The 20,144-nt window shown below is 63.1% G+C and carries 18 protein-coding genes and 3 tRNA genes; 5 read left to right on the forward strand and 16 right to left on the reverse strand.

Going from position 1 to position 20,144, the window contains the following annotated elements; all coding sequences use genetic code 11:
- Positions 1–433: 433 nt before the first annotated feature.
- The 4 genes from RCJ92_RS07030 to RCJ92_RS07045 all read right to left on the reverse strand — a co-directional run bounded on the left by RCJ92_RS07030 (position 434) and on the right by RCJ92_RS07045 (position 2,667).
- Entirely contained in the window at positions 434–1,126 is a 693-nt protein-coding gene (locus tag RCJ92_RS07030; protein WP_446754165.1) for a hypothetical protein, read from the reverse strand.
- Positions 1,127–1,494: 368 nt separating this feature from the next.
- Positions 1,495–1,788 carry a hypothetical protein gene (locus RCJ92_RS07035; RefSeq protein WP_446754166.1) on the reverse strand — a complete coding sequence of 98 codons (294 nt, stop codon included), beginning with the start codon at positions 1,786–1,788 and terminating at the stop codon, positions 1,495–1,497.
- Positions 1,789–1,852: 64 nt separating this feature from the next.
- Positions 1,853–2,167, reverse strand: coding sequence for a phage major capsid protein (locus RCJ92_RS07040; protein WP_446754167.1), 315 nt, complete (start codon positions 2,165–2,167; stop codon positions 1,853–1,855).
- Positions 2,131–2,667, reverse strand: a complete 537-nt coding sequence (locus RCJ92_RS07045) for a phage major capsid protein (RefSeq protein ID WP_446754168.1) — start codon at positions 2,665–2,667, stop codon at positions 2,131–2,133. Before RCJ92_RS07045 ends, RCJ92_RS07040 begins: the two co-directional genes overlap by 37 nt.
- Between RCJ92_RS07045 and RCJ92_RS07050 the strand changes: the two genes are divergently transcribed.
- Positions 2,659–3,264 carry a site-specific integrase gene (locus RCJ92_RS07050; RefSeq protein WP_446754169.1) on the forward strand — a complete coding sequence of 202 codons (606 nt, stop codon included), beginning with the start codon at positions 2,659–2,661 and terminating at the stop codon, positions 3,262–3,264. The genes RCJ92_RS07045 and RCJ92_RS07050 overlap by 9 nt on opposite strands.
- A gap of 57 nt (positions 3,265–3,321) precedes the next feature.
- Here the strand turns inward: RCJ92_RS07050 and RCJ92_RS07055 are convergent.
- A tRNA-Ser gene (locus RCJ92_RS07055) sits at positions 3,322–3,412 on the reverse strand.
- 131 nt (positions 3,413–3,543) lie between these two features.
- Positions 3,544–4,020 (reverse strand): tRNA adenosine(34) deaminase TadA, encoded by a 477-nt coding sequence (tadA, locus tag RCJ92_RS07060; protein ID WP_343833357.1) that lies wholly within the window; start codon positions 4,018–4,020, stop codon positions 3,544–3,546.
- A 180-nt stretch (positions 4,021–4,200) separates the two neighbouring features.
- Between tadA and upp the strand changes: the two genes are divergently transcribed.
- Entirely contained in the window at positions 4,201–4,848 is a 648-nt protein-coding gene (upp, locus tag RCJ92_RS07065) for a uracil phosphoribosyltransferase (RefSeq protein WP_138174986.1), read from the forward strand.
- A 12-nt stretch (positions 4,849–4,860) separates the two neighbouring features.
- On the opposite strand, the gene RCJ92_RS07070 is transcribed toward upp, so the two are convergent.
- The gene (locus RCJ92_RS07070) at positions 4,861–6,345 is read right to left on the reverse strand and encodes a sensor histidine kinase (RefSeq protein WP_446754170.1); all 1,485 of its coding nucleotides are present in this window, start codon (positions 6,343–6,345) and stop codon (positions 4,861–4,863) included.
- Positions 6,342–7,082, reverse strand: coding sequence for a response regulator transcription factor (locus tag RCJ92_RS07075; protein WP_054821151.1), 741 nt, complete (start codon positions 7,080–7,082; stop codon positions 6,342–6,344). Before RCJ92_RS07075 ends, RCJ92_RS07070 begins: the two co-directional genes overlap by 4 nt.
- A 614-nt stretch (positions 7,083–7,696) precedes the next feature.
- On the opposite strand from RCJ92_RS07075, the gene RCJ92_RS07080 reads away from it, so the two are divergent.
- Positions 7,697–8,488, forward strand: coding sequence for a winged helix-turn-helix domain-containing protein (locus tag RCJ92_RS07080; protein WP_138174982.1), 792 nt, complete (start codon positions 7,697–7,699; stop codon positions 8,486–8,488).
- Between the two features lie 93 nt (positions 8,489–8,581).
- On the opposite strand, the gene RCJ92_RS07085 is transcribed toward RCJ92_RS07080, so the two are convergent.
- On the reverse strand, positions 8,582–9,670 hold the full coding sequence (locus RCJ92_RS07085; protein ID WP_446754171.1) for an IS110 family transposase: 1,089 nt from the start codon (positions 9,668–9,670) through the stop codon (positions 8,582–8,584).
- Positions 9,671–10,006: 336 nt separating this feature from the next.
- Here RCJ92_RS07085 and RCJ92_RS07090 point away from each other — a divergent pair, with 336 nt between their 5' ends.
- Entirely contained in the window at positions 10,007–10,546 is a 540-nt protein-coding gene (locus tag RCJ92_RS07090) for a SixA phosphatase family protein (protein ID WP_138174980.1), read from the forward strand.
- A gap of 81 nt (positions 10,547–10,627) precedes the next feature.
- On the opposite strand, the gene RCJ92_RS07095 is transcribed toward RCJ92_RS07090, so the two are convergent.
- The 6 genes from RCJ92_RS07095 to RCJ92_RS07120 form a co-directional block, all read right to left on the reverse strand.
- Positions 10,628–11,230 (reverse strand): TetR/AcrR family transcriptional regulator, encoded by a 603-nt coding sequence (locus RCJ92_RS07095; protein ID WP_138174978.1) that lies wholly within the window; start codon positions 11,228–11,230, stop codon positions 10,628–10,630.
- Positions 11,227–13,557: a YhgE/Pip family protein gene (locus RCJ92_RS07100; RefSeq protein WP_446754172.1), complete on the reverse strand. Its 2,331-nt coding sequence runs from the start codon at positions 13,555–13,557 to the stop codon at positions 11,227–11,229. Before RCJ92_RS07100 ends, RCJ92_RS07095 begins: the two co-directional genes overlap by 4 nt.
- Positions 13,554–14,618, reverse strand: a complete 1,065-nt coding sequence (locus tag RCJ92_RS07105) for a hypothetical protein (RefSeq protein ID WP_446754173.1) — start codon at positions 14,616–14,618, stop codon at positions 13,554–13,556. The genes RCJ92_RS07100 and RCJ92_RS07105 overlap by 4 nt, the downstream gene beginning before the upstream one ends.
- 136 nt (positions 14,619–14,754) lie before the next feature.
- Positions 14,755–15,873, reverse strand: a complete 1,119-nt coding sequence (ald, locus tag RCJ92_RS07110) for an alanine dehydrogenase (protein ID WP_446754174.1) — start codon at positions 15,871–15,873, stop codon at positions 14,755–14,757.
- 310 nt (positions 15,874–16,183) lie between these two features.
- Positions 16,184–16,257, reverse strand: a tRNA-Arg gene (locus RCJ92_RS07115).
- Positions 16,258–16,532: 275 nt separating this feature from the next.
- Positions 16,533–16,609: transfer RNA gene (locus RCJ92_RS07120), tRNA-Arg, on the reverse strand.
- 316 nt (positions 16,610–16,925) lie between these two features.
- Here RCJ92_RS07120 and RCJ92_RS07125 point away from each other — a divergent pair.
- The gene (locus RCJ92_RS07125) at positions 16,926–18,758 is read left to right on the forward strand and encodes a phosphoenolpyruvate carboxykinase (GTP) (protein ID WP_138925608.1); all 1,833 of its coding nucleotides are present in this window, start codon (positions 16,926–16,928) and stop codon (positions 18,756–18,758) included.
- Positions 18,759–18,901: 143 nt separating this feature from the next.
- Here the strand turns inward: RCJ92_RS07125 and RCJ92_RS07130 are convergent, their stop codons facing one another.
- Positions 18,902–20,104, reverse strand: coding sequence for a multidrug effflux MFS transporter (locus tag RCJ92_RS07130; RefSeq protein WP_446754175.1), 1,203 nt, complete (start codon positions 20,102–20,104; stop codon positions 18,902–18,904).
- Between the last annotated feature and the right edge of the window lie 40 nt (positions 20,105–20,144).

Below are 20,144 nucleotides of genomic sequence, written 5' to 3' on the forward strand. Positions count from 1 at the left end.
GGTCTTTCAAGAAGGTTGTGTAGGAACTTCCATTCTTGTGAAGACCTCGACTTTTTACTGCCCTGCGACACGCCCAGAAATCAGATCAACGGCAATGCTGCCCTACACCCTCGATTGCGAAGAGCCCCTTTAGCAACGAGTGACGTGATGCAAAAATCCCGGAATCACAAGGGTTTTAGTCACTGAAATTAACCTAGAATCACATCGAATTTTCAAAGAGTGTGCCCAAAATGTGCCCAGAAATAGAGTCATCTCGCTTCGCCCACCCGCCGCTGTTAACCCACCCCGGAAGACGGTAAGCTGAGATTGCTTCTTTCTGCCCCGCTTCTGCGGGCGTTGGAATCCCCGGTGTTATGGGTTAGCGCCGGGGATTCTTTTTGGCTGAAAGCCGTTCCTGGTACCCACGCGCACAACTGCCTAGGTTGGTTCTAAGCTATTGGTTGGGTTGTCCGGAAGTCCTAGATTCATTCGTTATCTCACGAAGAAGCGGAACGTCGCCAGCCGGTCTTTGCCATGTTCGACCGTTGATGTCTACGAAGGTGACACTAACTGTCTGAGCGAGCAGTAAGTCAGTGTTGACATCGTAATTGGTGCTGGCCCAGTCTCCGATTTCTATCCTGTTTATTGATCCGGCCGAAATGGTTGGATAGATAACCGTCTTACTCGCCCCGAAAGAGTCGTGGTTGAGGACAACGCTCCAGATTGGAAATTGGGAGTGGTTGGCAACCGCGATAAAGGATTCTTCGTAGAAGGGCCCCGCCGGGGTAAGCCATGCGGCTACTTGTTCGGCATGTCTTCGTTGCTCGAATTCCGCGTTTTGCTGTTCCCGTAATTCGCGCTGCATTTCGCGCTTTTCAACTTGATCTTGTAACTCTCGAAGTTCGGCCTGGCGAGCGTCAGCGCGCAGGGTCTCCTTCTGTGCATCCTTTCGCGCTTGCCAACTGAAATACCAGGACAGGCAAACGGCCAGCAAAGTGCCTACCGCTGCCATTCCTTCCCAGCCAAACTTCCAGTGGGAATTGCTAAGCAGGTCACAATCAACAGACGTAACCCAACCCTGCATAAATTGCACATAGTTGGGCGGTTCCAGGATGGTAGTGCAAGTGAGTGTTTCAGCTAGAGGCATATCGTGATTCTAAGTCGCTTTGAATCCAATCTGTTTCACGATACAGCGCAGGAAAGACGGTGCGCCTCACTTGTCGCAGGTCACACGATGCGTTTCGCTTAGCCACTCCCACGGCCGGTAGCAAGGGGCGGAGTTAACCACTGAGAGGCTATCGCGCCCCCAGCTAGGCATTGCTACGCTGAGGTGAAACTAAGCCCGCAAAACGGCTCGCAGCGCCCCGGCCAAGAGGGGTAAAACGGCGATGAAGCCAATTTTTCAATAGTGTTTCTGACATGGGAAAACTCACGGGGGGATATTTCAGCAATGCCGGAGGGGCGGCAATTAACCCCCTATCGAACCCCTACCCCCCTGGGTGTTCCGGGGCGCTGCTATCCCCAGCCGCCGAGGTAGGCGCGTTTGAACCTGTCGGCTTGCTGTTGTTTCCATTCGGCGGTGTTGATTGTGCGGATATGGCTGGTGGGCGGTGGCTCGGTGTTGCGTTGCCGTTTGCGCCGTTTGCGCTTTGGTCGCTCTTCGTCTTCGGCTTCAGGTGTTGGCTCGGCGTTGAGGTTGGCTGGCTGGCTGAAGTCTCGTTGCTCTTCGGCTTCGGGCTGGGTGCGTCGGGCGGCCGGTTTGGTGAAGTCGAGCTCGGCGCTTGGATTGGCTGTTTTGGTGAAGTCCATTGTTCTCCTAACGAACTGAAGCGGGGCAACCTGTGGTGGTTACCCCGCTTCGTTACCGAGCTGCTTACACGCCCGGCGTCACGTCGTAAATCTTGACGAGTCGGTTAGGGATTGCGAAGCCGAGGCCTAAGCGGGTAGTTGCGCGGAGGGCGATACGGTCGCTGGTGAAGAATGGCGCGTCAGAAACCGCCAGCTCGGTATCTTCGCGAAGGACGGTGATCACTGCGGCCTTGTCAATGACCCACAGCACGCCAGCGGTTGCCTTGGCGCTCACGATAACCGGGCGGCCGAGGATCACACGGGGGTTCTCCAGCAGCGACTTGTTCGAGTTGGTCGAGTCCTTCAGCTTCGAGATTGCCAGGGCGTCGCTCGGGTGCATGAGCCAACCGGTAATGTTGCCCCTGCGGTTTCGCAAGTGGCGACAGCTTCGGCGAACGGGTCAAGGTTGGTAATCGCGCCAGCGGTGTCTACCGTGGCGTGATTCTTCCAGGTGTCGGTATCGGCCGAGGGCAGCGCGCCGAGGCCAGACTGGGCCGGTGTGGCGAGGTTGCCCAGGAACGCGGTGTCTACCTGCGCCACGATGGAGCGGGCGAGCCCCTGGCCGACGAGCTCCTGGGCTTCAGGGGCCGAGTCGTTGGCGATTTCGCGGGAAATGATGGTGAGCCCTGCCGCCTTGCTCGGCGTGATGACCAGCTCGGCGAGTACCGGGTCATCGGGGCTAATCTCGTCACCTTCGGCAACCCATGCAGCACCCGCGTCTTCCTTCAGAATTGGCACGTTGAAAGTGTGCGAGCCGGTATGAATGACGGTTACCAGGTTTTCGTTGAATGCGATTGATTCGGCCGCAAGTCGAAGAAAGAGCATGTGTTCTTGAGCCATGAGCAAGTCCGAGACTTGGCCGATAGCTCAAAGTATCCAGCACTAATCCGCGTGCTTGCATACTGTGGTTTGCGCTGGGGCGAAGTTACCGGGCTGCACGTGCAAGATGTAGATATGATTCGGCGAAGGCTGAAAGTCAATCAAAACGCCGTTGACGTCGGCGGGAAAATCAGGGTGGGCACGCCGAAAAGTCATGAGCGCCGGTCAGTTCCGTTTCCTGAGTTCCTTGCTCCGGCAATCGGTGAAGCGTGCAAAGACAAGCATCGTGAAGATTTGGTTTTCCCGAATGAAGACGGCTCTTACCTGCGGGCTATCAGCGGTGGCAGTGGTCGGGGTAGCTGGTTCCTGAAAGCGGTTCAGCGTGCCGGGATTCCTAGAGTTACATCTCACGACTTGCGCCACAAGGCTGCAAGCTTCGCGGTCAGCGCCGGGGCGAACGTGAAGGCGGTTCAAAGAATGCTTGGGCACAGCTCGGCCTCGATGACCTTGGACGTCTACGCCGAACTGTTCGGTGACGATTTAGACGGCGTAGCGGTCGCTCTGAATCATGCCGTGTCACAAATGGATGTGCCCAAAACGTGCCCAAATCAGGCGTGAGAAAACAAAAAAGACCTTGAAACTCCTGTTTGACTAGGAATTTCAAGATCTTTTCCTTGGCGGTGACGGTGGGATTTGAACCCACGGTACGGGGTTACCGTACACAACATTTCGAGTGTTGCACCTTCGGCCGCTCGGACACGTCACCAGACCTGATAACTCTACAACGAAGGAAAGCTGAAAACCAAAACAACGAGGGCCGATTGGATGGCGAAGTGGCCAGAACCACATGGCGGCTATCCGTGTGGGTCAGCCGTAACTGTTTGCGCCGGCAAGGTTCTAGCGGCGCTTGGCGCGGAAGAAATCCAGCAGCAGTTGAGCGCATTCAGCTTCCAAAACCCTGGGGTACACCTCGACCCAGTGGTTCAGCCGGGGTTCGCGCACAATATCGAATACCGAACCACAGGCTCCGGCCTTCTCATCCCAGGCTCCGAACACCAGCTTTGGGATGCGGGAAAGGACAATGGCGCCGGCGCACATCGCGCAGGGCTCCAGGGTGACAACCAAGGTGCAGTCCTCCAGCCGCCAGCCATCATCCGTGCCGCGGGCCTGCAGGGCGCGAACGGCATTGCGGATGGCCACCACCTCGGCATGTGCGGTCGGATCTCCGCCGGCCTCGCGCTCATTGCGCCCGGAGGCCAGCACCTGCCGGTCGGGGGAGAGAATGACGGCACCGATGGGCACATCATCGGTGGCCAGCGCGGCCCGGGCCTCATCCAGTGCCAGCCGCATCCACTTCTCGTGTTCTTGCACCATAGTGTCACCCACTTTACGTTGCGCAGTGCCACCGGCGTGCGCGAGCTGGGGTGACAACGGTGCCCGGAGCTTCCCAAAACCTCCCGGGCTTGTTCGGTTGGGCACATTGGCCGGATTCAGTGCCCGAATCTCGGGTAAGGGGCTCGTCGGGGCAGGTGGGCGGCTGGTAGATTTTTGCCTATGCGCGTACAGGTAGTTGACCACCCGCTGGTGGCACACAAGGTTTCGGTCCTGCGAGACAAGAACACGGCTTCGCCGACCTTTCGGCAGCTGACGGAGGAACTGGTCACGCTGCTGGCCTACGAGGCGACCCGCGAGGTGAAGACCGAAGAGGTCGAGGTCGTGACCCCGGTGGCCACGACCACCGGAATTGCCTTCGCAAAGCCCACCCCGCTGGTGGTGCCGATCCTGCGCGCCGGGCTGGGCATGCTGGAGGGGATGACCCGCCTGGTGCCCACGGCCGAGGTCGGGTTCCTGGGCATGGCCCGCAATGACGAGACCCTGGACATCATCACCTACGCCGACCGGGTCCCGAACGACCTGCAGGGACGCCAGGTCTTCGTGCTGGATCCGATGCTGGCCACCGGCGGAACCCTTGCCGAAGCCATCAAGTTCATTTTCGAGCGCGGGGCCGCCTCGGTCACCTGCATCTGCCTGATCGCCGCCCCGGAGGGGATCGAGCGCCTGCGCGAGATCCACGGCGAGGACGAGCGGGTCCACCTGGTGCTGGCCGCCCTGGACGAGCGCCTGGATGAGAAGGCCTACATCATTCCCGGGCTGGGGGATGCCGGGGACCGCCTGTACGGCGTGACCCCGCCCATGCACTAGGCCTTCTGGCCCCTACGCCGCCTCGGTTTTTGCCGCAGGCGGCGTTTGCGTATCGGCCAGCGGCAGCCGCACCTCAAAAACGGTGTCCCCGGGCTGGGAAGTGACCGTGATGGTGCCGCGGTGCGCCTGCACGATGCTCTTGGCGATGGGCAGGCCCAGGCCGGTGGTGCCGTCGGAACCCGAACGGGCAGCGTTGGCCCGGGTGAAGCGTTCAAAGACATGCGGCAGGAACTCGGGGTCAATGCCCTCGCCGGTGTCCTGCACCCGCAGCACCGCCTGTCCCACGTCCGCATCGGCCAGCACGCTGACCGTCACGGAGTTGCCCACGCTGGTGTGCTTGCGTGCATTGCCCAGCAGGTTGGTGATGACCCGGCGCAGCGCCGAGGAGTCGCAATTGATCGCCACCTCGTCCTGGGTGGCGATGAACGTCCACCGGTGATCCGGGGCGGTGACCATGAAGTCGTCGGTGATTTCCCGGGCCAGGTCCACCAGGTTCGCCCGGGAGAGCTTGTAGGAGGTTTCCTCCTCCAGCCGGGCCAGCAGCAGCAACTGCTCCACCAGGGCGCTCATGCGTGAACTTTGCTCCAGCACCCGATCGACCGCGCGCCGCCCGTCATCGGAGAAGTGCTCGGTGGCGGCCAGCAGCTCGGTGTAGCCGCGGATCGCCGATAGCGGGGTACGCAGCTCATGGGAGGCATCGGCCACGAATTGGCGCATCTGCCCCTGGGAACGCTCACGCACCTTCAGCGCGCTGTCCACATTGTCGATCAGCGCGTTCAGCGCCTGGCCCACGTTGCCCACTTCGGTGCCCGGGATCGCATCGTGCGGGGAGACCCGCTGGGTCAGCTCCACCTTGCCCGATTCCAGGTCGGTGTGCGCCACGGAGGAAGCCACCGCGGCCACGCGTTTGAGCGGGTTGAAGGACCGGCCAATGGCCCAGGTGCCGGCCAGGCCGGTGCTGATCACGGTCAGCACGCTGATCACCAGGGTCAACCAGGCCATCTCCCGCAACGCGTATTCGGTGGGCTCGGTGGGCAGCCCGGTGATCAGGATGCCTCCGGAGCCCTGGTCCGGGCGGGCGACCAGCACATAGTCCCCGATCGAGAGCTTGCGGATCACCGGGCGGGAGTTGACCTCCAGGGACAGCAGCGGGTCGATGTCCGCGTCGGTGATCGTGATGCGTTCACCGGTGCGTTCATCCAGCCAGGCCCCGAAGGTCAGCTTGCCGTCCACGAAGCGCACGTTCAAGGTGCCCGAGGCCTGCCCGGGCGCGAACAGGTCATCGGGGGAGTTCTTCGGGGTGGAGTAGGTGGCGGCACGGTTCGCCGCCTGGGAGAGCTGCTCATTCAGCTGCGCCATCAGGGTCTGGCGCATGCCGGCGTTGTAGAGCAGGCCAATGAGCACACACACCATCGTCAGGGCGCCGAGCAGGATCACCAGCAGGCGGCGCTGCAGGTTGTAGGGGGTGTGCTTGGTGGCGGGGGAGAACAGGCTCATGCCGCCGGCTTCAGGACATATCCCACGCCGCGCACCGTGTGGATCATCGGTTCGGCGTCCACGTCAATCTTCTTGCGCAGGTAGGAGATGTACAGTTCGACGATGTTCGCCTGGCCATCAAAGTCGTAGTGCCAGACGTTGTCCAGGATCTGCGACTTGGACACCACCCGGCGGGCGTTGTTCATCAGGTAGGAGAGCAGGTCGAATTCGGTGGCGGTCAGCGAGATGGCCCGCCCGGCACGGGATACGTCGTGCGAATCCAGGTTCAATACCAGATCGCCCACCACCAGTTCGGAGGCGTCCGCGCTGGTGGCTCCGGAGCGTTCGACCAGCCGGTGCAGCCGGATGAGCACCTCCTCGAGGCTGAAGGGCTTAGCCACGTAGTCATCGGCCCCGGCCCCCAGCCCCTCGATGCGGTCCTCCACCGCGTCCTTGGCGGTCAGGAACAGCACCGGGACCTCCGGGAAGTAGGTGCGCACCTTGCGCAGCACCTCGGGCCCGTCGAAGCCGGGCAGCATCCAGTCCAGGACCAGGACATCCGGGGCGAAGTTGCGGGCGGTGGCCACCGCTTCGGGCCCGTCGTGCGCGATCGCCGATTCCCAGCCGAGCATCCGGGTGCCCATGGACACCAACTCGGCCAGTGACGGTTCGTCGTCGACCACCAGGACCTTGATGGCGGTGCCGTCCGGGTGGGTGAGCCGTGGGAGCTGTGAAGGAGAGAAACGCGAATCGTTCATGGTCTTACCTTCCCCCATGCCATTGGGCTGACTTTGTGTTTTACCTGTGTGCTTGCTGTGCCCCCAAGCCCGATTTTATGCGGCGCGAAGCCTTGCAGATAGCCGAATATTTGGTCAAGAGCAGCTCTGGGCGAATGTTTGCATCGTGAACAGCGTCCAGCGCTGAATGCTTATTCATGGCAATGTATAGGGTAGTCAGATTGATCGATTCTGGACGTATCATTGTGCAATGCGTGGCTAGTTAAACGTTTGACGGAAACATTTGTTCAAAGTGGTAAAGGTCACAAATGGATGCTTTTGTCTCGCATCGTGGACATGGGGGTTGATTGTTACTTGCAAGTTCCAATTGTTACGGGGAAACTGGAGGGGTGAGTCAGGCGCAGAACAGCAAAACAGGCAGGTCACGGTTCCCGTGGTCCGGTCCCCAGTGCTGTTCTCGAATGCTTTGCGTCAGCGGTCAGCTCGCAGCGGAAACCTAGTTTTCGTCGCGATCCAGCCGCTGGCGGGAAACCAACTGTCGTGGGTGTAGAGAAGGACGCCCGCGGCGCAAGCAACAAGCAAACAAGAAGCATCAGCGCCAAATCACTTGGCCTTCGCATAGTTAGAGGAAAAACATGACGGCTGGATCCGGATACGTACACGTTTCAATTCGCAACGCGCAGAACCGTGCTGCTGCAGCACAGCGTTCGACAGCTGGCGGCTATGCCCCGGCAGGCTACCGCCCACTGCGCGCCGTATCCACCAACCATGAGCCGCGCGATATTTCACGCCATCAGACCGCAGCCCCGGTCCAGGCCACCGGCGCCGGCTCGGGCAGCGCGGACACCACAGCCCGCGGGTTCGTCCTGTACGTGGGACTCGATGAGGCCACCGCGCAGGCCAACGGCACCTCGCTGGGCAAGCTGGCCACCCAGGTGCGCGCGTTCCTGGCCACCCTGTCCCCTCAGGCGCAGACCCACGCCGCGGTCGCCCTGGCACCGGCCACCGCGCAGGGCGAAGCCATTGACGTGGTCCGCCAGGCACTGGGGGACCCGACGGTCAACCGCCGCGCCCGCACCGAGAACCGTCCCAGCACCCCAAGGCCCTCCGGCGTGCTGATCGACCTGTCCCGCCGCGAGGTGTACCTGGACGGGGAGACCCTGAACCTGACCTTCAAGGAGTTCGAGCTGCTGAACTTCCTGGTCGAAAACGGCACCCGCACCGTGGGCCGTGAGGAACTGCTGGAAAACCTGTGGCGCAACGCCGAAGAGGTGCCCAACGAGCGCACCATCGACGTGCACATCCGCCGCCTGCGCTCGAAGCTGGGCCGCCTGGCCAACACCGTGCGCACCGTGCGCGGACAGGGCTACCGCTTCTACGAACACCCCGAGGTCGTCGTCTGGGCCGCCCCGGAATACTCGATCTAGCAGCAGCTGGTCGCAGAACGGCCACACCTTCCAACGGGCGGGCGCGCTCCTGGCATGGAGGTACGCCCGCCCGTTCGGACTCTTCTATGTCTGTCAAGCCGCAGCCGGAACCTCTTCAACCATTGCTGAAGCACTGAAAATCTTGAAGATGCGACGGACCAGATAGCGTTTGATGCATCGGCGGATCTCGCGATCAGTTTTCCCCTCAGCTCGACGCTTCTCAACGTAGACTCGCGTCTCTTTGTCATGCGTCATACGCGTGACCGCTGCCAAGTGCAGGGCAGCATTCAATGACCGATCACCGCCACGATTAAGCCGGTGCCGGGTCGTGTTCCCCGACGACGCAGGAATTGGATTCACGCCAGCCAGGCAGGCAAATGCCGCTTCATTGCGCACTCGCCCTTCATGGGACCACGCGACGAAGCACTTCGCTGCCGTGATTGCCTTGAAGCCGGTCTCAGCCAATAAGGGTGCCGCTTCGCTGGCTTTGACCAGCTCGTTCAGCTGCTGCTCATTTACCGCCAGCTGCTGATCCAAGTCCAGAATATGTTTGGCCAGCCGTACCGCTTCAGATCGTGCAATCCTTAGCGACAGTTCTTCTTCTCGTTCCCGCCACCGGCTGACCTCAGCGATCTGGCTACCGTTCAGCTTCTTACGGGCGTCGACCCCCAGATCGTTGCTGCGCACCAAGGCATTCAAAGCATTCACGGACCGGGTGCGGTCCTTCGTCATCGAGCTGCGTGCCGTGACGAGGATGCGCAGTCCTTGCCGGATTCCCTCGTTCAGCCGTGGATGGCGCAACGTGTCTACAGGCAGCGGCAGTGAAGCCATCGCCATTCGATGGGCATCTAAGGCATCAGTTTTTCCCACGCCATGGTTCTGCTTCTTGTCCATGCGTGGTGCCTCGGTGACGGGGAATCCGTGGGCGGCGACAGTGCCGGCAAGGATCGCTCCGTAGGTGGCCGCGCCTTCAATGACCCAGAGGGTGTCTGCGTTGCCTTCGGTGCGTCGTGCGACCCAGTTGATGGCTCGGTTGATGCCAGCGCTGGTTGCCGGAAACGACTGAGTATCAAGAAGGGCGCCGTTGCTGGAATCAACGATGGCGTAAACATGTTTACGCGCGTGAGTGTCGACACCCACGACAAATGGGTGGCAATGAGCGACGATAGGTTGTGCGGTCACCGTACTTTCCTTTCCTGGAGGTCATGGTCGGCCGTGAACGGCCGGTACCAGTCCGGGTAAGGGTCACTACGGAACAGCACTGTGATGGGTCACACCCTCTAGCTGGGGTGGACATTCTTCTGATGAAGCTACCGTGGTGGGCCGGATTGGTCCCGGCCGACCCACCCCGTTTGGATGGACAGGTCCGATGCATGACACCTTTCGGTCAGGCGTTTAATGAGTCACCTCCAGGGGTGGGGCGGCTGGTTCTTATCCTGCCAGCTAGTCCCAGACCAGCTACCTCAATACTCACAGCGTTTAAGCGGCCCCGGGACGGTGACCCCGTAAGCTGGTGGCATGAATGCTGGAGGCAAGAACACTGCACAGGCCCGGCGGCTGATCCTGCTGCGGCACGGCAAGGCGGACTATCCGCTCGGGGTGGCGGACCACGACCGTCCGCTGGGTGCCCGCGGTGACCGGGAGGCGCCGGCGGCGGGCCGCTGGTTGGTGGAGAATAACCTCATCCCGGACTACATCCTGTGCTCCGATGCGCTGCGCACCCGCTCCACCTGTGCCTGGGTGCTCTCCGAACTGGGGGAGAAGGCGCCCACCCCCTACATTGACTCGCGCATCTACTCCGCGGGCACCTCCGGGCTGTGCTCGATCATCAACGAAACCCCCGATACGGTCTCCACGCTGCTGGTCATTGGCCACCAGCCGGTGCTGCAGGAACTGGCGTTGCGCCTGGCCTCCAAGGACTCGGACCAGGAGGCCGTCTACGAGCTGGCCATGAACTACCCCACCCTGGGGATGACGGTCATGGAAACCGCCGAACCGTATTCGCACCTGGATGCGCGGGACGCAGCCGTGACGCACTTCGTGGTGCCCCGGCCCTAGCAAAAAGATCCCGTGACACCGCAGGCGGAGTCACGGGATCGGGGTTGGTTGGTTCGGTCGGTGGGGAGAGCCCGGGCCAGGTTATCCGGCGGCAGCGCGTTCCAGCCCGTGCACGGTGGCCAGCACCGCCTGCACGTAGACCTCCAGCCGGGGCATCGGGGTGGTTACCGCGCGTTCCCGGGCGGTGAGCAGCGTCGCGCCAAACATCGCGCTGGCCGCCACCTGCAGCAGGGGCTCGGGAACCTGCACGGTGCGGCGCAGCACCTGGCGGATCAGCGCGGTGATCTGTTCCCTGAAGTCGCTGAGCTGTTCGCCCCATAGGCTTTCGGAGCGCTGCTGCTCACTGATCCACAGCTGGGCGTAGGACGGGTAGCGCTCCACGAAGCGGAACGCGCTGACCACCATGGCCTCCAGGGCCTGCAACCCGTCGGACTGTTCGGCGTACTGTTCCAGCTCCTCCAGGAGGATGTCGGCGCCAAAGGCCAGCAGGGCGCCGATCATCGAGTCCTTGGAGCCAAAATTGTAGTACACCGTACCCTTGGAAACCCCGGCGGCCCGGGCGATCTCATCCACCGAGACCGCGTTGATGCCGCGGTGCCCCAGCAGGGTCATCGAGGCCGCGAACAGCCGTTCCTTGGAATCGGTGGCCCGCACCCGCGGACGCCCGACCGCCTCGCCGGTCATACGACCAGCTCCGGCTGCAGGGTCTTCAACGTCCAGGTCTTGTGCTTGCGCACCGCCAGGGTGCTCAGCGCCAGACCCAGCAGCGTGTAGCCGATTAGGCCCAGCACCACTTCGGAGAGCAGCGCCAGATCCGCGCCGTAGACCAGGTGGCGCAGGCCGGCAACCACATGGCCCATCGGCAGGATGCGGTGCAGCACGTGCAGCGGCTCAGGCAGCGTCTCCCACGGGAAGGTGCCGCCGGCGGTGACCAGCTGCAGCACCATCAGCACCAGCACCACGAACTTGCCGGCCGCGCCCAGTAGGGCGGTGATGCCCTGGATGATCGCGGTGAAGGCCATGGAGGCCAGCGCCAGCAGGCCCCAGGTCATCCACGGGTGGGCGGTGTCCAGGCCCAGCCAGAAGAGCACCACCGCGTACAGCAGGCTGGACTGGATCACCGAGAGCAGGAAGAACGGCATCCAGCCGCCCAGCGCGATCTTCCAGTCCCGGCCGTTGGAGGCCAGGGCGCGCTTGGTGATCGGGCGCATCACCTGGGTCAGGATGAACGCGCCAATCCAGGTGGCCAGGGTGATGAAGAACGGCGCCAGGCCCTCGCCGTACGCGCCGGCCTTGGCCTGGTCGGTGCGGTCCACGGCCACCGGGTCACCGATGACCTCGGAGAGGTGCTCGCGGGTCGGGTCATCCGGATTCGGGATTTCCTTGGTGCCGTCGGACAGGCCGGTGGCCAGTTCCCCGGAACCGTCGGCCAGGTCGTTGGAGCCCTTGCCCAGATCGCCCACGCCGCTTTGCAGGTCCTTCAGGCCGGTGTACAGCTGGGCGCTGCCGGTTTGCAGTTCGGCGGCACCGGCGTTCAGTTCCTTGGCCCCCGAATCCAGCTGCTTCGCTCCGGCCAGCGCGTCACGCTGCCCGGCATACAGCGTCTTGGCGCCGTCGTTGAGCTGCGCCGCACCGGCGGCCAGGTCGTTGCCGCCGGTGGCGGCGGTGGAGATGCCCTTGACCAGGGTGGGCACCGCGGCGTTAAGCTGTGCGGTGCCGTCCGCCAGGGTGTTCAGCCCCGCCGAGAGCTGCTTGTTGCCCTGGGCGACCTGCTCGGAGCCGTCGGCCAGCTGCTGGATCTGCTGCTGGGCGGTCTTCAGCTGCGCCTTGATTTCCTTGGCGCGCTGGATCACCTGCGAGTTGGCTGCGGCCTCGTCCACTGAGCTGGAGACGGTTTTGACTAGCTCATCGGCCTGCTCCTGGGTGATGATTTCATCTTTCACCAACTGCTGGATGCCATCGAGGCTCTTCTTCTCCACGGTTTGCAGGCGCTTGTCCGCATCGGCTTCCAGCGCGGTGATGACCTCGGCGGCCTCGCTGACCTTGTCGTTGAGCTGGGCGTTGCCGTCGGCGACCTGACGGGAGCCGGCGGCCAGCTGCTTGGCGGCCTTCGCGGCCTGCTGCGCGCCGTCGTTCAGCTGCTTGGCGGAGCTGGGCAGCGGGGCGGTCTGCTTCTTCATTTCATTGAGCCCGGCGGCCAGCTGGTCTGCACCCTTCTTCAGGTCCCCGGTGCCGGCGGACAGTTCCTTGGCGCCGTCGCGCAGCTGGGTCTGGCCCTTGACCAGGTCCCCGGTACCCTGCTTCAGCGTCTTGGTGCCATCGTGCAGTTCCACCGTGCCGTCGGCCAGCTGCTTGCCGCCGTCGACCAGCTGCTTGGTGCCGTCCGAAAGCGTGGCGACCCCGTCCTTCAGCTGCAGGGTGCCGTCGTAGACCTGGCTTGCGCCATCAGCGGCGTCGGCCATGGAGGAGTGGATGTCCACGAATCCGGCAATCATCGAGTCGGCGGTTTGGGTGCCCACTTCCTTGGCCACCGAGTTGTGCACCTCATTGGCCAGGGTGTCGGCGAACGTGCCCACCATGAAGTTGTTGGCGTCATTTGTGGTGATCTTCAGCTGGGCCTGCTTGGCCTTGTCGAAGTCGGCCGGGGAGGCCAGGTTGGCGGAGAAGTCCTTGGGGATGGTCATGGCGAACGAGTAGTCGCCGTTGGCCACGCCCTCATAGGCTTCCTGCTCGGAACCCACCAACTCCCAGCCGAAGGTGCCGTCCTCCAGCAGGGATTCGGTGACATCCTCACCGACCTTCAGGTCCTTGCCGGACTTCTCGGCTCCCTCATCGAGGTTGACCAGGGCGGCGCGCACGCCGGAGAGGTGGGACTGCGGATCCCAGTTGGCATAGAGGTACATGGCCCCGTATAGCAGCGGTACACAGCTCAGGGCGATAATCGCCAGCTTGGGCAGGGTGCCGCGGGTCATGCGCTGCAGCTCGGAAAGAGCCAGTCGCAGAATCGTCATTTGGTGTCCTCCGCGCGGGAAGTGGTCTCAGGTTTTGGGTTGATCGCCGGGTCGTGGGGCTGGGCATGCTCGCCCGGCTCGGTCTCCCTGGCCGGCTCGGCCTGGGTGGCTTCGGGTTCGGCTGGGGCCGGGGGAGCCTCGTCCGCCGGCGGGGCCAGATGCTGCGGTTCGTGATCCGGCTCGGTGCCGCCGGCATTGTGTTCCACCGGTTCGGGACCCGGGTCCTCGGATTTGTGTTTCGGACCGTCCGGTTCATCGCCGCCGGCAGGAGCGTCCACCTCGATGTGCTCGGTGTCCTCGTGCTCGCCCAGCAGGGCATCAATGGCCACCGTCTGCTCCGCATCCTGGTTCTGACCGGTCTGTTCGTGCACGGCGTGCTCGCCCGCGTCGGCATCGTCCTGCGCATGTGCCGAATCGTGCGGAAGGTGCATTTGCGGTTCGACATCCTGCTCACCCATGAAGAACACCGGGCCATGCCAGTCATCGGGGACCCGGGATACCACGGCCACGACTGCCGGCTTGCGGCGGGACTGGGCCATGGCCTCCAGCAGGTCCAGCCAGCTGGAGTCCTCCAGACGGTGGCGGTCGGGAGAGTCGAAGACCGACAAGCGCACCTGGTGGTACTCCTCGCTCAGCCGCGCCATGATGTCCAGGCGGGTCAGCGGATCGAGGGCATCCACCCATTCGCCGGCCACCTCGGAAAATCCGTGCTGGTTCAGCCAGGAGTCAATGCCGCGCTTGCGCCAGATCGGCACCGGCACCAGGGAGAGGTCCTCGGCCACCAGGTCGCGCACCTTCAGGTGGGGTTCCGGGGCGTTGATTTCCGGTGAGTCCACCAGCGCGCTGTGCTTGCGCAGCAGCTTCAGGCTGTCCTTGCCTTCCCAGCTGGCCGTGCCGGAGCTGGGCTTCATACGTCCGGAGAGCACCAGGCTTAGTGCGGTGCGTGAGAGCGCCGGTTCGGCGACTACCAAGACCACCTCTCCGCGCTCTACTCGCACGGTGGTTGGAGGGCAGATGACGCCGTGGCGACCGTCCACGGAAACAGAGTCAGCAAAAAGCATGAAACAAGACTAATTGAACTGACCGGTCAGTTCAATTAGCAAGGCTGTTTTCTCACTCACACGCAGGAGTTTCACAGGTCATGCCGGTGATGCGGTCAGCTTCCGCGGCTCCGGCACTACGTCCGAACGCGGGCTCTTAGCTATCGGACAGCAGCTCTTGGCTCCGAGTGTACTGGTAGCCAAACTCGGTGGCTACCGATTCCAGGGCCAGCTTACCGGCGTGGGTGTTCAGGCCGTTGGCCAGGCCCTCGTCTTCCCGCATGGCCTGCGCCCACCCCTTGTTCGCGATGCGCAGGGCGTAGGGCAGGGTTGCGTTGGTCAAGGCCGCCGTCGACGTCTGCGGCACGGCGCCGGGCATGTTGCCCACGCAGTAATACAGTGCATCGTGGACCTTGAACGTCGGATCGTCATGCGTGGTGGGCCGCGAGCCTTCGAAGCAGCCGCCCTGATCAATCGCGATATCCACCAGCACCGAGCCCGGACGCATCCGCTGAACCATGTCCAGGGTCACCAGCTTCGGTGCTGCGGCTCCGGGGATCAGCACCGAGCCAATCACCAGGTCCGCGTCGGCGACCTGCTCGGCGATGGCCAGCTTGGTGGATGCGAGGGTTTTGACGCGTCCGGCGTGGGCGGTGTCGATTTCCTTGAGCCGGGCCAGGTTCACGTCAATGACGGTGACGTCGGCGCCAAGTCCGGCACTTGCCACCGCAGCGTTCTCGCCGGCCACGCCACCACCGATGACCACGACCTTGGCCGGGCGGGTGCCGGGCACCCCGCCCATGAGGATCCCGGAGCCACCCGATGGATGCAATAGGGTGACGGAACCGATCTGCGCCGCCAGCCGCCCGGCGACTTCGCTCATCGGCGCCAACAACGGCAGCGTCCGACCCCGGGTGACCGTTTCATAGGCGACCGCGGTGGTTCCCGCCGTGAGCAAGGCATCGGTGCATTCCCGGGAGGCGGCCAAGTGCAGGTAGGTGAAAAGGACCTGGTTCTCGCGCAGCAGCGGGTATTCGCTGGGCGTTGGCTCCTTGACCTTGAGCACCAGTTCTCCGGCCTCGAAGGCCGCAGCCGCATCTGGAACCAGGCGAGCGCCGGCCTGGCTGTACTGCTCGTCGCTGATGCCCGAGCCGATGCCCGCCTGGGTTTCGATGACCACTTCGTGGCCGTGGGCAATGAATTCGGCAACGCCGGCCGGGGTGATCGCCACCCGGTGCTCGTTGTTCTTTGATTCCTTGGGCACGGCAATGATCATGGAACGTTCCTCCTTGGCGGCGAGCAGTCAAGCCCTGAAGTGTTAATCCTCTACGATACGTTCGGGCTCTGAAGTGTGCTCGAAGATGACGCAACAAAGAAGAGAACAGCTTCAGATGGCTCTGGGACATGACCGCCCCTTGGTTCCGCGAATGCGCAGGCGGTACCAAGTGCCAATCCCTGAATGGGATAAGGGGGTCAAAGCCAGCCGGACTGGCGCTCCCGGGTCGGAGCGGCAGCGGGGAGCAGGGGAGTTTGGTTAAAAGCAAGAATCCCGGGAGTTTGAAAGCTTCCCGGGATTCTTGAACCTGTGCGCCCAAAGGGATTCGAACCCCTGACCTTCTGTTCCGTAGACAGACGCTCTATCCAGCTGAGCTATGGGCGCTTATTGAGTTGTTGTCGTCGTGACGACTTGAATAACTATACACGGGCGAAGGCGGGCTAGCGAACCGGAACGGTTCAAAGTGCCACGATTCACATCCACGTCCTCCAGTCCAGTGCGTGGGCCCGGGTTCCTCGCTTGGCGCGAGAAAGATGTGACAGGATCCGACGGGGCGGAGCGAGGGCGCCCGGGTGGCTGGGCCGGGGTGGGCCTCCTTGGAAGCTGAGAACGGGAACAAAAAATCCCGGAACTCGCCGTTGCGATGTTCCGGGATTTGCTGGTGCGCCCAAAGGGATTCGAACCCCTGACCTTCTGTTCCGTAGACAGACGCTCTATCCAGCTGAGCTATGGGCGCGTATTCTTTTATTTGGCCCGCAAGTGCGAACCTCGAATAACTATACAGGCCAACCGCCCGGCCTCCAAATTGGCTCGGCGGGGCGCCGGTATCTCGGTTTTTTACTTTTATTGAGGACCGAAAAAGGGTACCGGTCTACGTGACCTTAGTCACAGTAAAAGCTGGTTGGTGCACCAATCTTCCCCGAATTCACGGTGTTTTTATTCTAACGATGTTGACCATCCCCGGATTCTGCGGCTTGGGTCACAAGCGGCCGAAAACGTTGACCCCCTAGCCTTGAACTATTGCAAGTTCAGCCCAATGGAGGGAATGGATAATGAGCACCAGCTCCGATCAGAACGTACTCGATGCAGCACCGACCACCCACGCGAAGTTGGCGGCTTGGGTTGAGGAGGTTGCGGCACTGACGAAGCCTGATCGTATCTATTGGGTTGATGGCTCCCAGGAGGAGAACGACCGCCTGTGCGGCGAGCTGGTTGAAGCCGGCACCCTGGTCAAGCTCACCGACCCGAACTTCCCGAACTCCTACGCGGCCTTCTCCGACCCGGCCGACGTGGCCCGCGTCGAGGAGCGCACCTTCATCTGCTCCGAAAAGGAGGAGGACTCGGGCTTCACCAACAACTGGGAAGACCCGAAGGTCATGAAGGAGCGCCTGACCGGACTGTTCGATGGCGCCATGCGTGGACGCACCATGTACGTCATCCCGTTCGTCATGGGACCGCTGAATGCCGAGCAGCCTGCTTACGGTGTGGAAATCACCGACTCGGCCTACGTGGTCGCCTCAATGCGCATCATGGCCAAGATCGGCGATGAGGTCCTGCGTAAGATGGAAGCCGAGGACGCCTTCTTCGTTCCGGCCATGCACACCGTCGGTGCCCCGCTGGAGCCGGGACAGAAGGACGTGGCCTGGCCGTGCAACGAGGAGAAGTGGATCGTGCACTTCCCCGAGGAGCGCTCCATCTGGTCCTACGGTTCGGGCTACGGCGGGAACGCGCTGCTGGGCAAGAAGTGCTACTCGCTGCGCATCGCCTCGGCGATGGCCCGCGACGAAGGCTGGCTGGCCGAGCACATGCTGATCCTGAAGCTGACCAGCCCGCAGGGCAAGTCCTACAACATCGCTGCCGCGTTCCCCTCGGCCTGCGGCAAGACCAACCTTGCGCTGCTGGATCCGACCATCGACGGCTGGAAGGCCGAAACCCTGGGCGATGACATCAACTGGATGCGTCCGGGCAAGAACGGTGAACTGCGCGGCGTGAATCCGGAGTACGGCCTGTTCGGCGTCGCCCCGGGCACCGGCTGGTCCACCAACCCGAACGCCATGCGCGCCATCACCAAGGGCAACTCGATCTTCACCAACGTCGCGCTGACCGATGAGGGCGGCGTGTGGTGGGAAGGCATGACCGACGAGGCCCCAGCCCACCTGATCGACTGGAAGGGCAATGACTGGACCCCGGATTCCGGGCGCAAGGCCGCCCACCCGAACTCCCGCTTCTGCACCCCGATCGACCAGGTCGATATGCTCGCCGAGGAATACTACTCCCCGGACGGCGTGAAGATCGATGCGATCCTCTTCGGCGGCCGCCGCAAGACCACCATCCCGCTGGTGACCGAGGCCCGCACCTGGACCAACGGCATCTTCATGGGCTCGACCCTCTCCTCGGAGACCACCGCCGCCGCCTCCGGGGCCACCGGCGTGGTGCGCCGCGATCCCATGGCGATGCTGCCGTTCATCGGCTACAACGCCGGTGACTACCTGAACCACTGGGACCGCATCTCGCAGAAGCTGAACCCGGAACAGATGCCCAAGATCTTCCTGGTCAACTGGTTCCGCCGCACCGCCGAGGGTGGCTTCGCGTGGCCCGGCTTCGGGGACAACTCCCGCGTGCTGAAGTGGGTCATCGAGCGCATCGAGGGCACCGCCGAGGCCAAGGAAACCGCCGTGGGCTACGTGCCGACCGGTGATTCCCTGGACCTGACCGGCCTGGAAGGCTTCACCTCGGATGACGTGGAGGTCGCCGTGAAGGTTGACACCCAGGAATGGCTCGAGGAAGTCGAGAGCATCGAGGAATGGTACGCCAAGTTCGGTGAGGCACTGCCGGACTCGCTGCGCGCCGAACTTGACGGCCTGAAGGAGCGCCTGAGCGCCTAATCCGGCTCCCGGACAAAACACCTACCCCGCGGAAGAATCATTGATTCCGCGGGGTAGGTGTTTTAAGCGCTCATCCACCGGCAAGTTCCCGGGGCGCCAAGTTCCCGTGGAGCACAAGCCCGGGCCGGAACGAGGGCAGGGAGCTAGCCCCGGCGGGGGCGATGCCGCGCGTCGGCGGTGGACCAGTAGGCGCCCAGCGCCAGGAGCAGCCCAACCAGTGCGGTCACCGAGAGCGCGACCGGGGAATCTTCCCCGCCCAGCCCCACCAGCGGGCTGACCAGTGCGCCGGCCAGGAACTGTGCGCAACCCAGCGCAGCCGAACCGCTGCCCGAGGTGCGTCGCACCTCCTCCAGGGCCAGGCCGGTGGTGTTGCCCATGACCAGGCCAACGGGAGCCACCATAAAGAAGATCACCACCGCCAGGATGGGGGCGCGCACCCCGGAAAACCCCAGGGTGAGCATCACCAGGCTGGAAACCAGCAGGATCACCAGGGCCACCCCCACGGTGCGGCGCAAGGGGACCCGCAGCGCCAACCGGGCGGAGATCAGGCCGGAAAGAATCAGACCCAGGGAATTGACGCCAAAGCACAGGGCGTAACCGGTGGGGCTGAATCCCATGACGTTCTGGTAGAGGAACGGGGAAGCCGAAATGTAGGCCATCATCGCTCCGAAAGTCGCCGCGAACTGGACCATGTAGCCCACGAACCGGCGCTGGGTCAGCACCGTCCCCAATGGCCCGAACAGTGCCCCGGTGGAACGGGCCGCGGCCGGGTGGGTTTCACGCACCACCGCAAACGAGCCCAGGGCCATCAGCCCCGCCGCCCCGGCCAGCACCCACAGCACCGCGCGCCAGCCCCCGGCATGGGCTACCGCGGCACCCAGGATCGGGGCGACCGCCGGAGCGACCCCGCCGATGGTCATCAGAATCGAAAAGATGCGTGCGGTGCGCGGCCCGGAAGTGACGTCGGAAACGATGGCCTTTGAAATCACCAGGCCCGCCGCAGCTCCCACGCCCTGGATGCCGCGTGCGGCAATGAGCGTGGGCAGGCTCGGGGCCAGCGCGGCACCGATCGAGGCCAGCACGAACAACAGCGTTCCGTAGCGCAGCGGAATGGTCCGTCCCCAGCGGTCGGAGAACGCGCCCCACAGCAGCTGCCCCAGCGCCATCCCGATCAGGAAGGTGGTCAGCGTCAGCTGCACCCCCGAGGCGGTGGTGGAGAACTCGTCCTGCATTGCCGGGAAAGAGGGCAGGTACATGTCCGTGGCCAGCGGCCCGGTTGTGCCCAACAGCACGATCACCATAAACAGGGCAGCGGTCAGCCGGGAGGCGGAGGGGGAAGATGACATATCTGCCATTCTAAATGTGGCCCTGGTCGGGGACCGCGGC

The organism is Glutamicibacter sp. BSL13 (assembly GCF_052928425.1).

Excerpts from the sequence above, each read along its gene's own strand:
- RCJ92_RS07040 (WP_446754167.1), bottom strand. The coding sequence starts at position 2,167 with ATGCACCCGAGCGACGCCCTGGCAATCTCGAAGCTGAAGGACTCGACC.
- RCJ92_RS07090 (WP_138174980.1), top strand. The coding sequence starts at position 10,007 with ATGAATGCTGGAGGCAAGAACACTGCACAGGCCCGGCGGCTGATCCTG.
- ald (WP_446754174.1), bottom strand. The coding sequence starts at position 15,873 with ATGATCATTGCCGTGCCCAAGGAATCAAAGAACAACGAGCACCGGGTG.
- RCJ92_RS07080 (WP_138174982.1), top strand. The coding sequence starts at position 7,697 with ATGACGGCTGGATCCGGATACGTACACGTTTCAATTCGCAACGCGCAG.
- RCJ92_RS07075 (WP_054821151.1), bottom strand. The coding sequence starts at position 7,082 with ATGAACGATTCGCGTTTCTCTCCTTCACAGCTCCCACGGCTCACCCAC.
- RCJ92_RS07030 (WP_446754165.1), bottom strand. The coding sequence starts at position 1,126 with ATGCCTCTAGCTGAAACACTCACTTGCACTACCATCCTGGAACCGCCC.
- RCJ92_RS07100 (WP_446754172.1), bottom strand. The coding sequence starts at position 13,557 with ATGACGATTCTGCGACTGGCTCTTTCCGAGCTGCAGCGCATGACCCGC.
- RCJ92_RS07125 (WP_138925608.1), top strand. The coding sequence starts at position 16,926 with ATGAGCACCAGCTCCGATCAGAACGTACTCGATGCAGCACCGACCACC.
- upp (WP_138174986.1), top strand. The coding sequence starts at position 4,201 with ATGCGCGTACAGGTAGTTGACCACCCGCTGGTGGCACACAAGGTTTCG.
- RCJ92_RS07105 (WP_446754173.1), bottom strand. The coding sequence starts at position 14,618 with ATGCTTTTTGCTGACTCTGTTTCCGTGGACGGTCGCCACGGCGTCATC.
- RCJ92_RS07045 (WP_446754168.1), bottom strand. The coding sequence starts at position 2,667 with ATGGCTCAAGAACACATGCTCTTTCTTCGACTTGCGGCCGAATCAATC.
- RCJ92_RS07095 (WP_138174978.1), bottom strand. The coding sequence starts at position 11,230 with ATGACCGGCGAGGCGGTCGGGCGTCCGCGGGTGCGGGCCACCGATTCC.
- RCJ92_RS07035 (WP_446754166.1), bottom strand. The coding sequence starts at position 1,788 with ATGGACTTCACCAAAACAGCCAATCCAAGCGCCGAGCTCGACTTCACC.
- RCJ92_RS07130 (WP_446754175.1), bottom strand. The coding sequence starts at position 20,104 with ATGTCATCTTCCCCCTCCGCCTCCCGGCTGACCGCTGCCCTGTTTATG.
- RCJ92_RS07070 (WP_446754170.1), bottom strand. The coding sequence starts at position 6,345 with ATGAGCCTGTTCTCCCCCGCCACCAAGCACACCCCCTACAACCTGCAG.
- tadA (WP_343833357.1), bottom strand. The coding sequence starts at position 4,020 with ATGGTGCAAGAACACGAGAAGTGGATGCGGCTGGCACTGGATGAGGCC.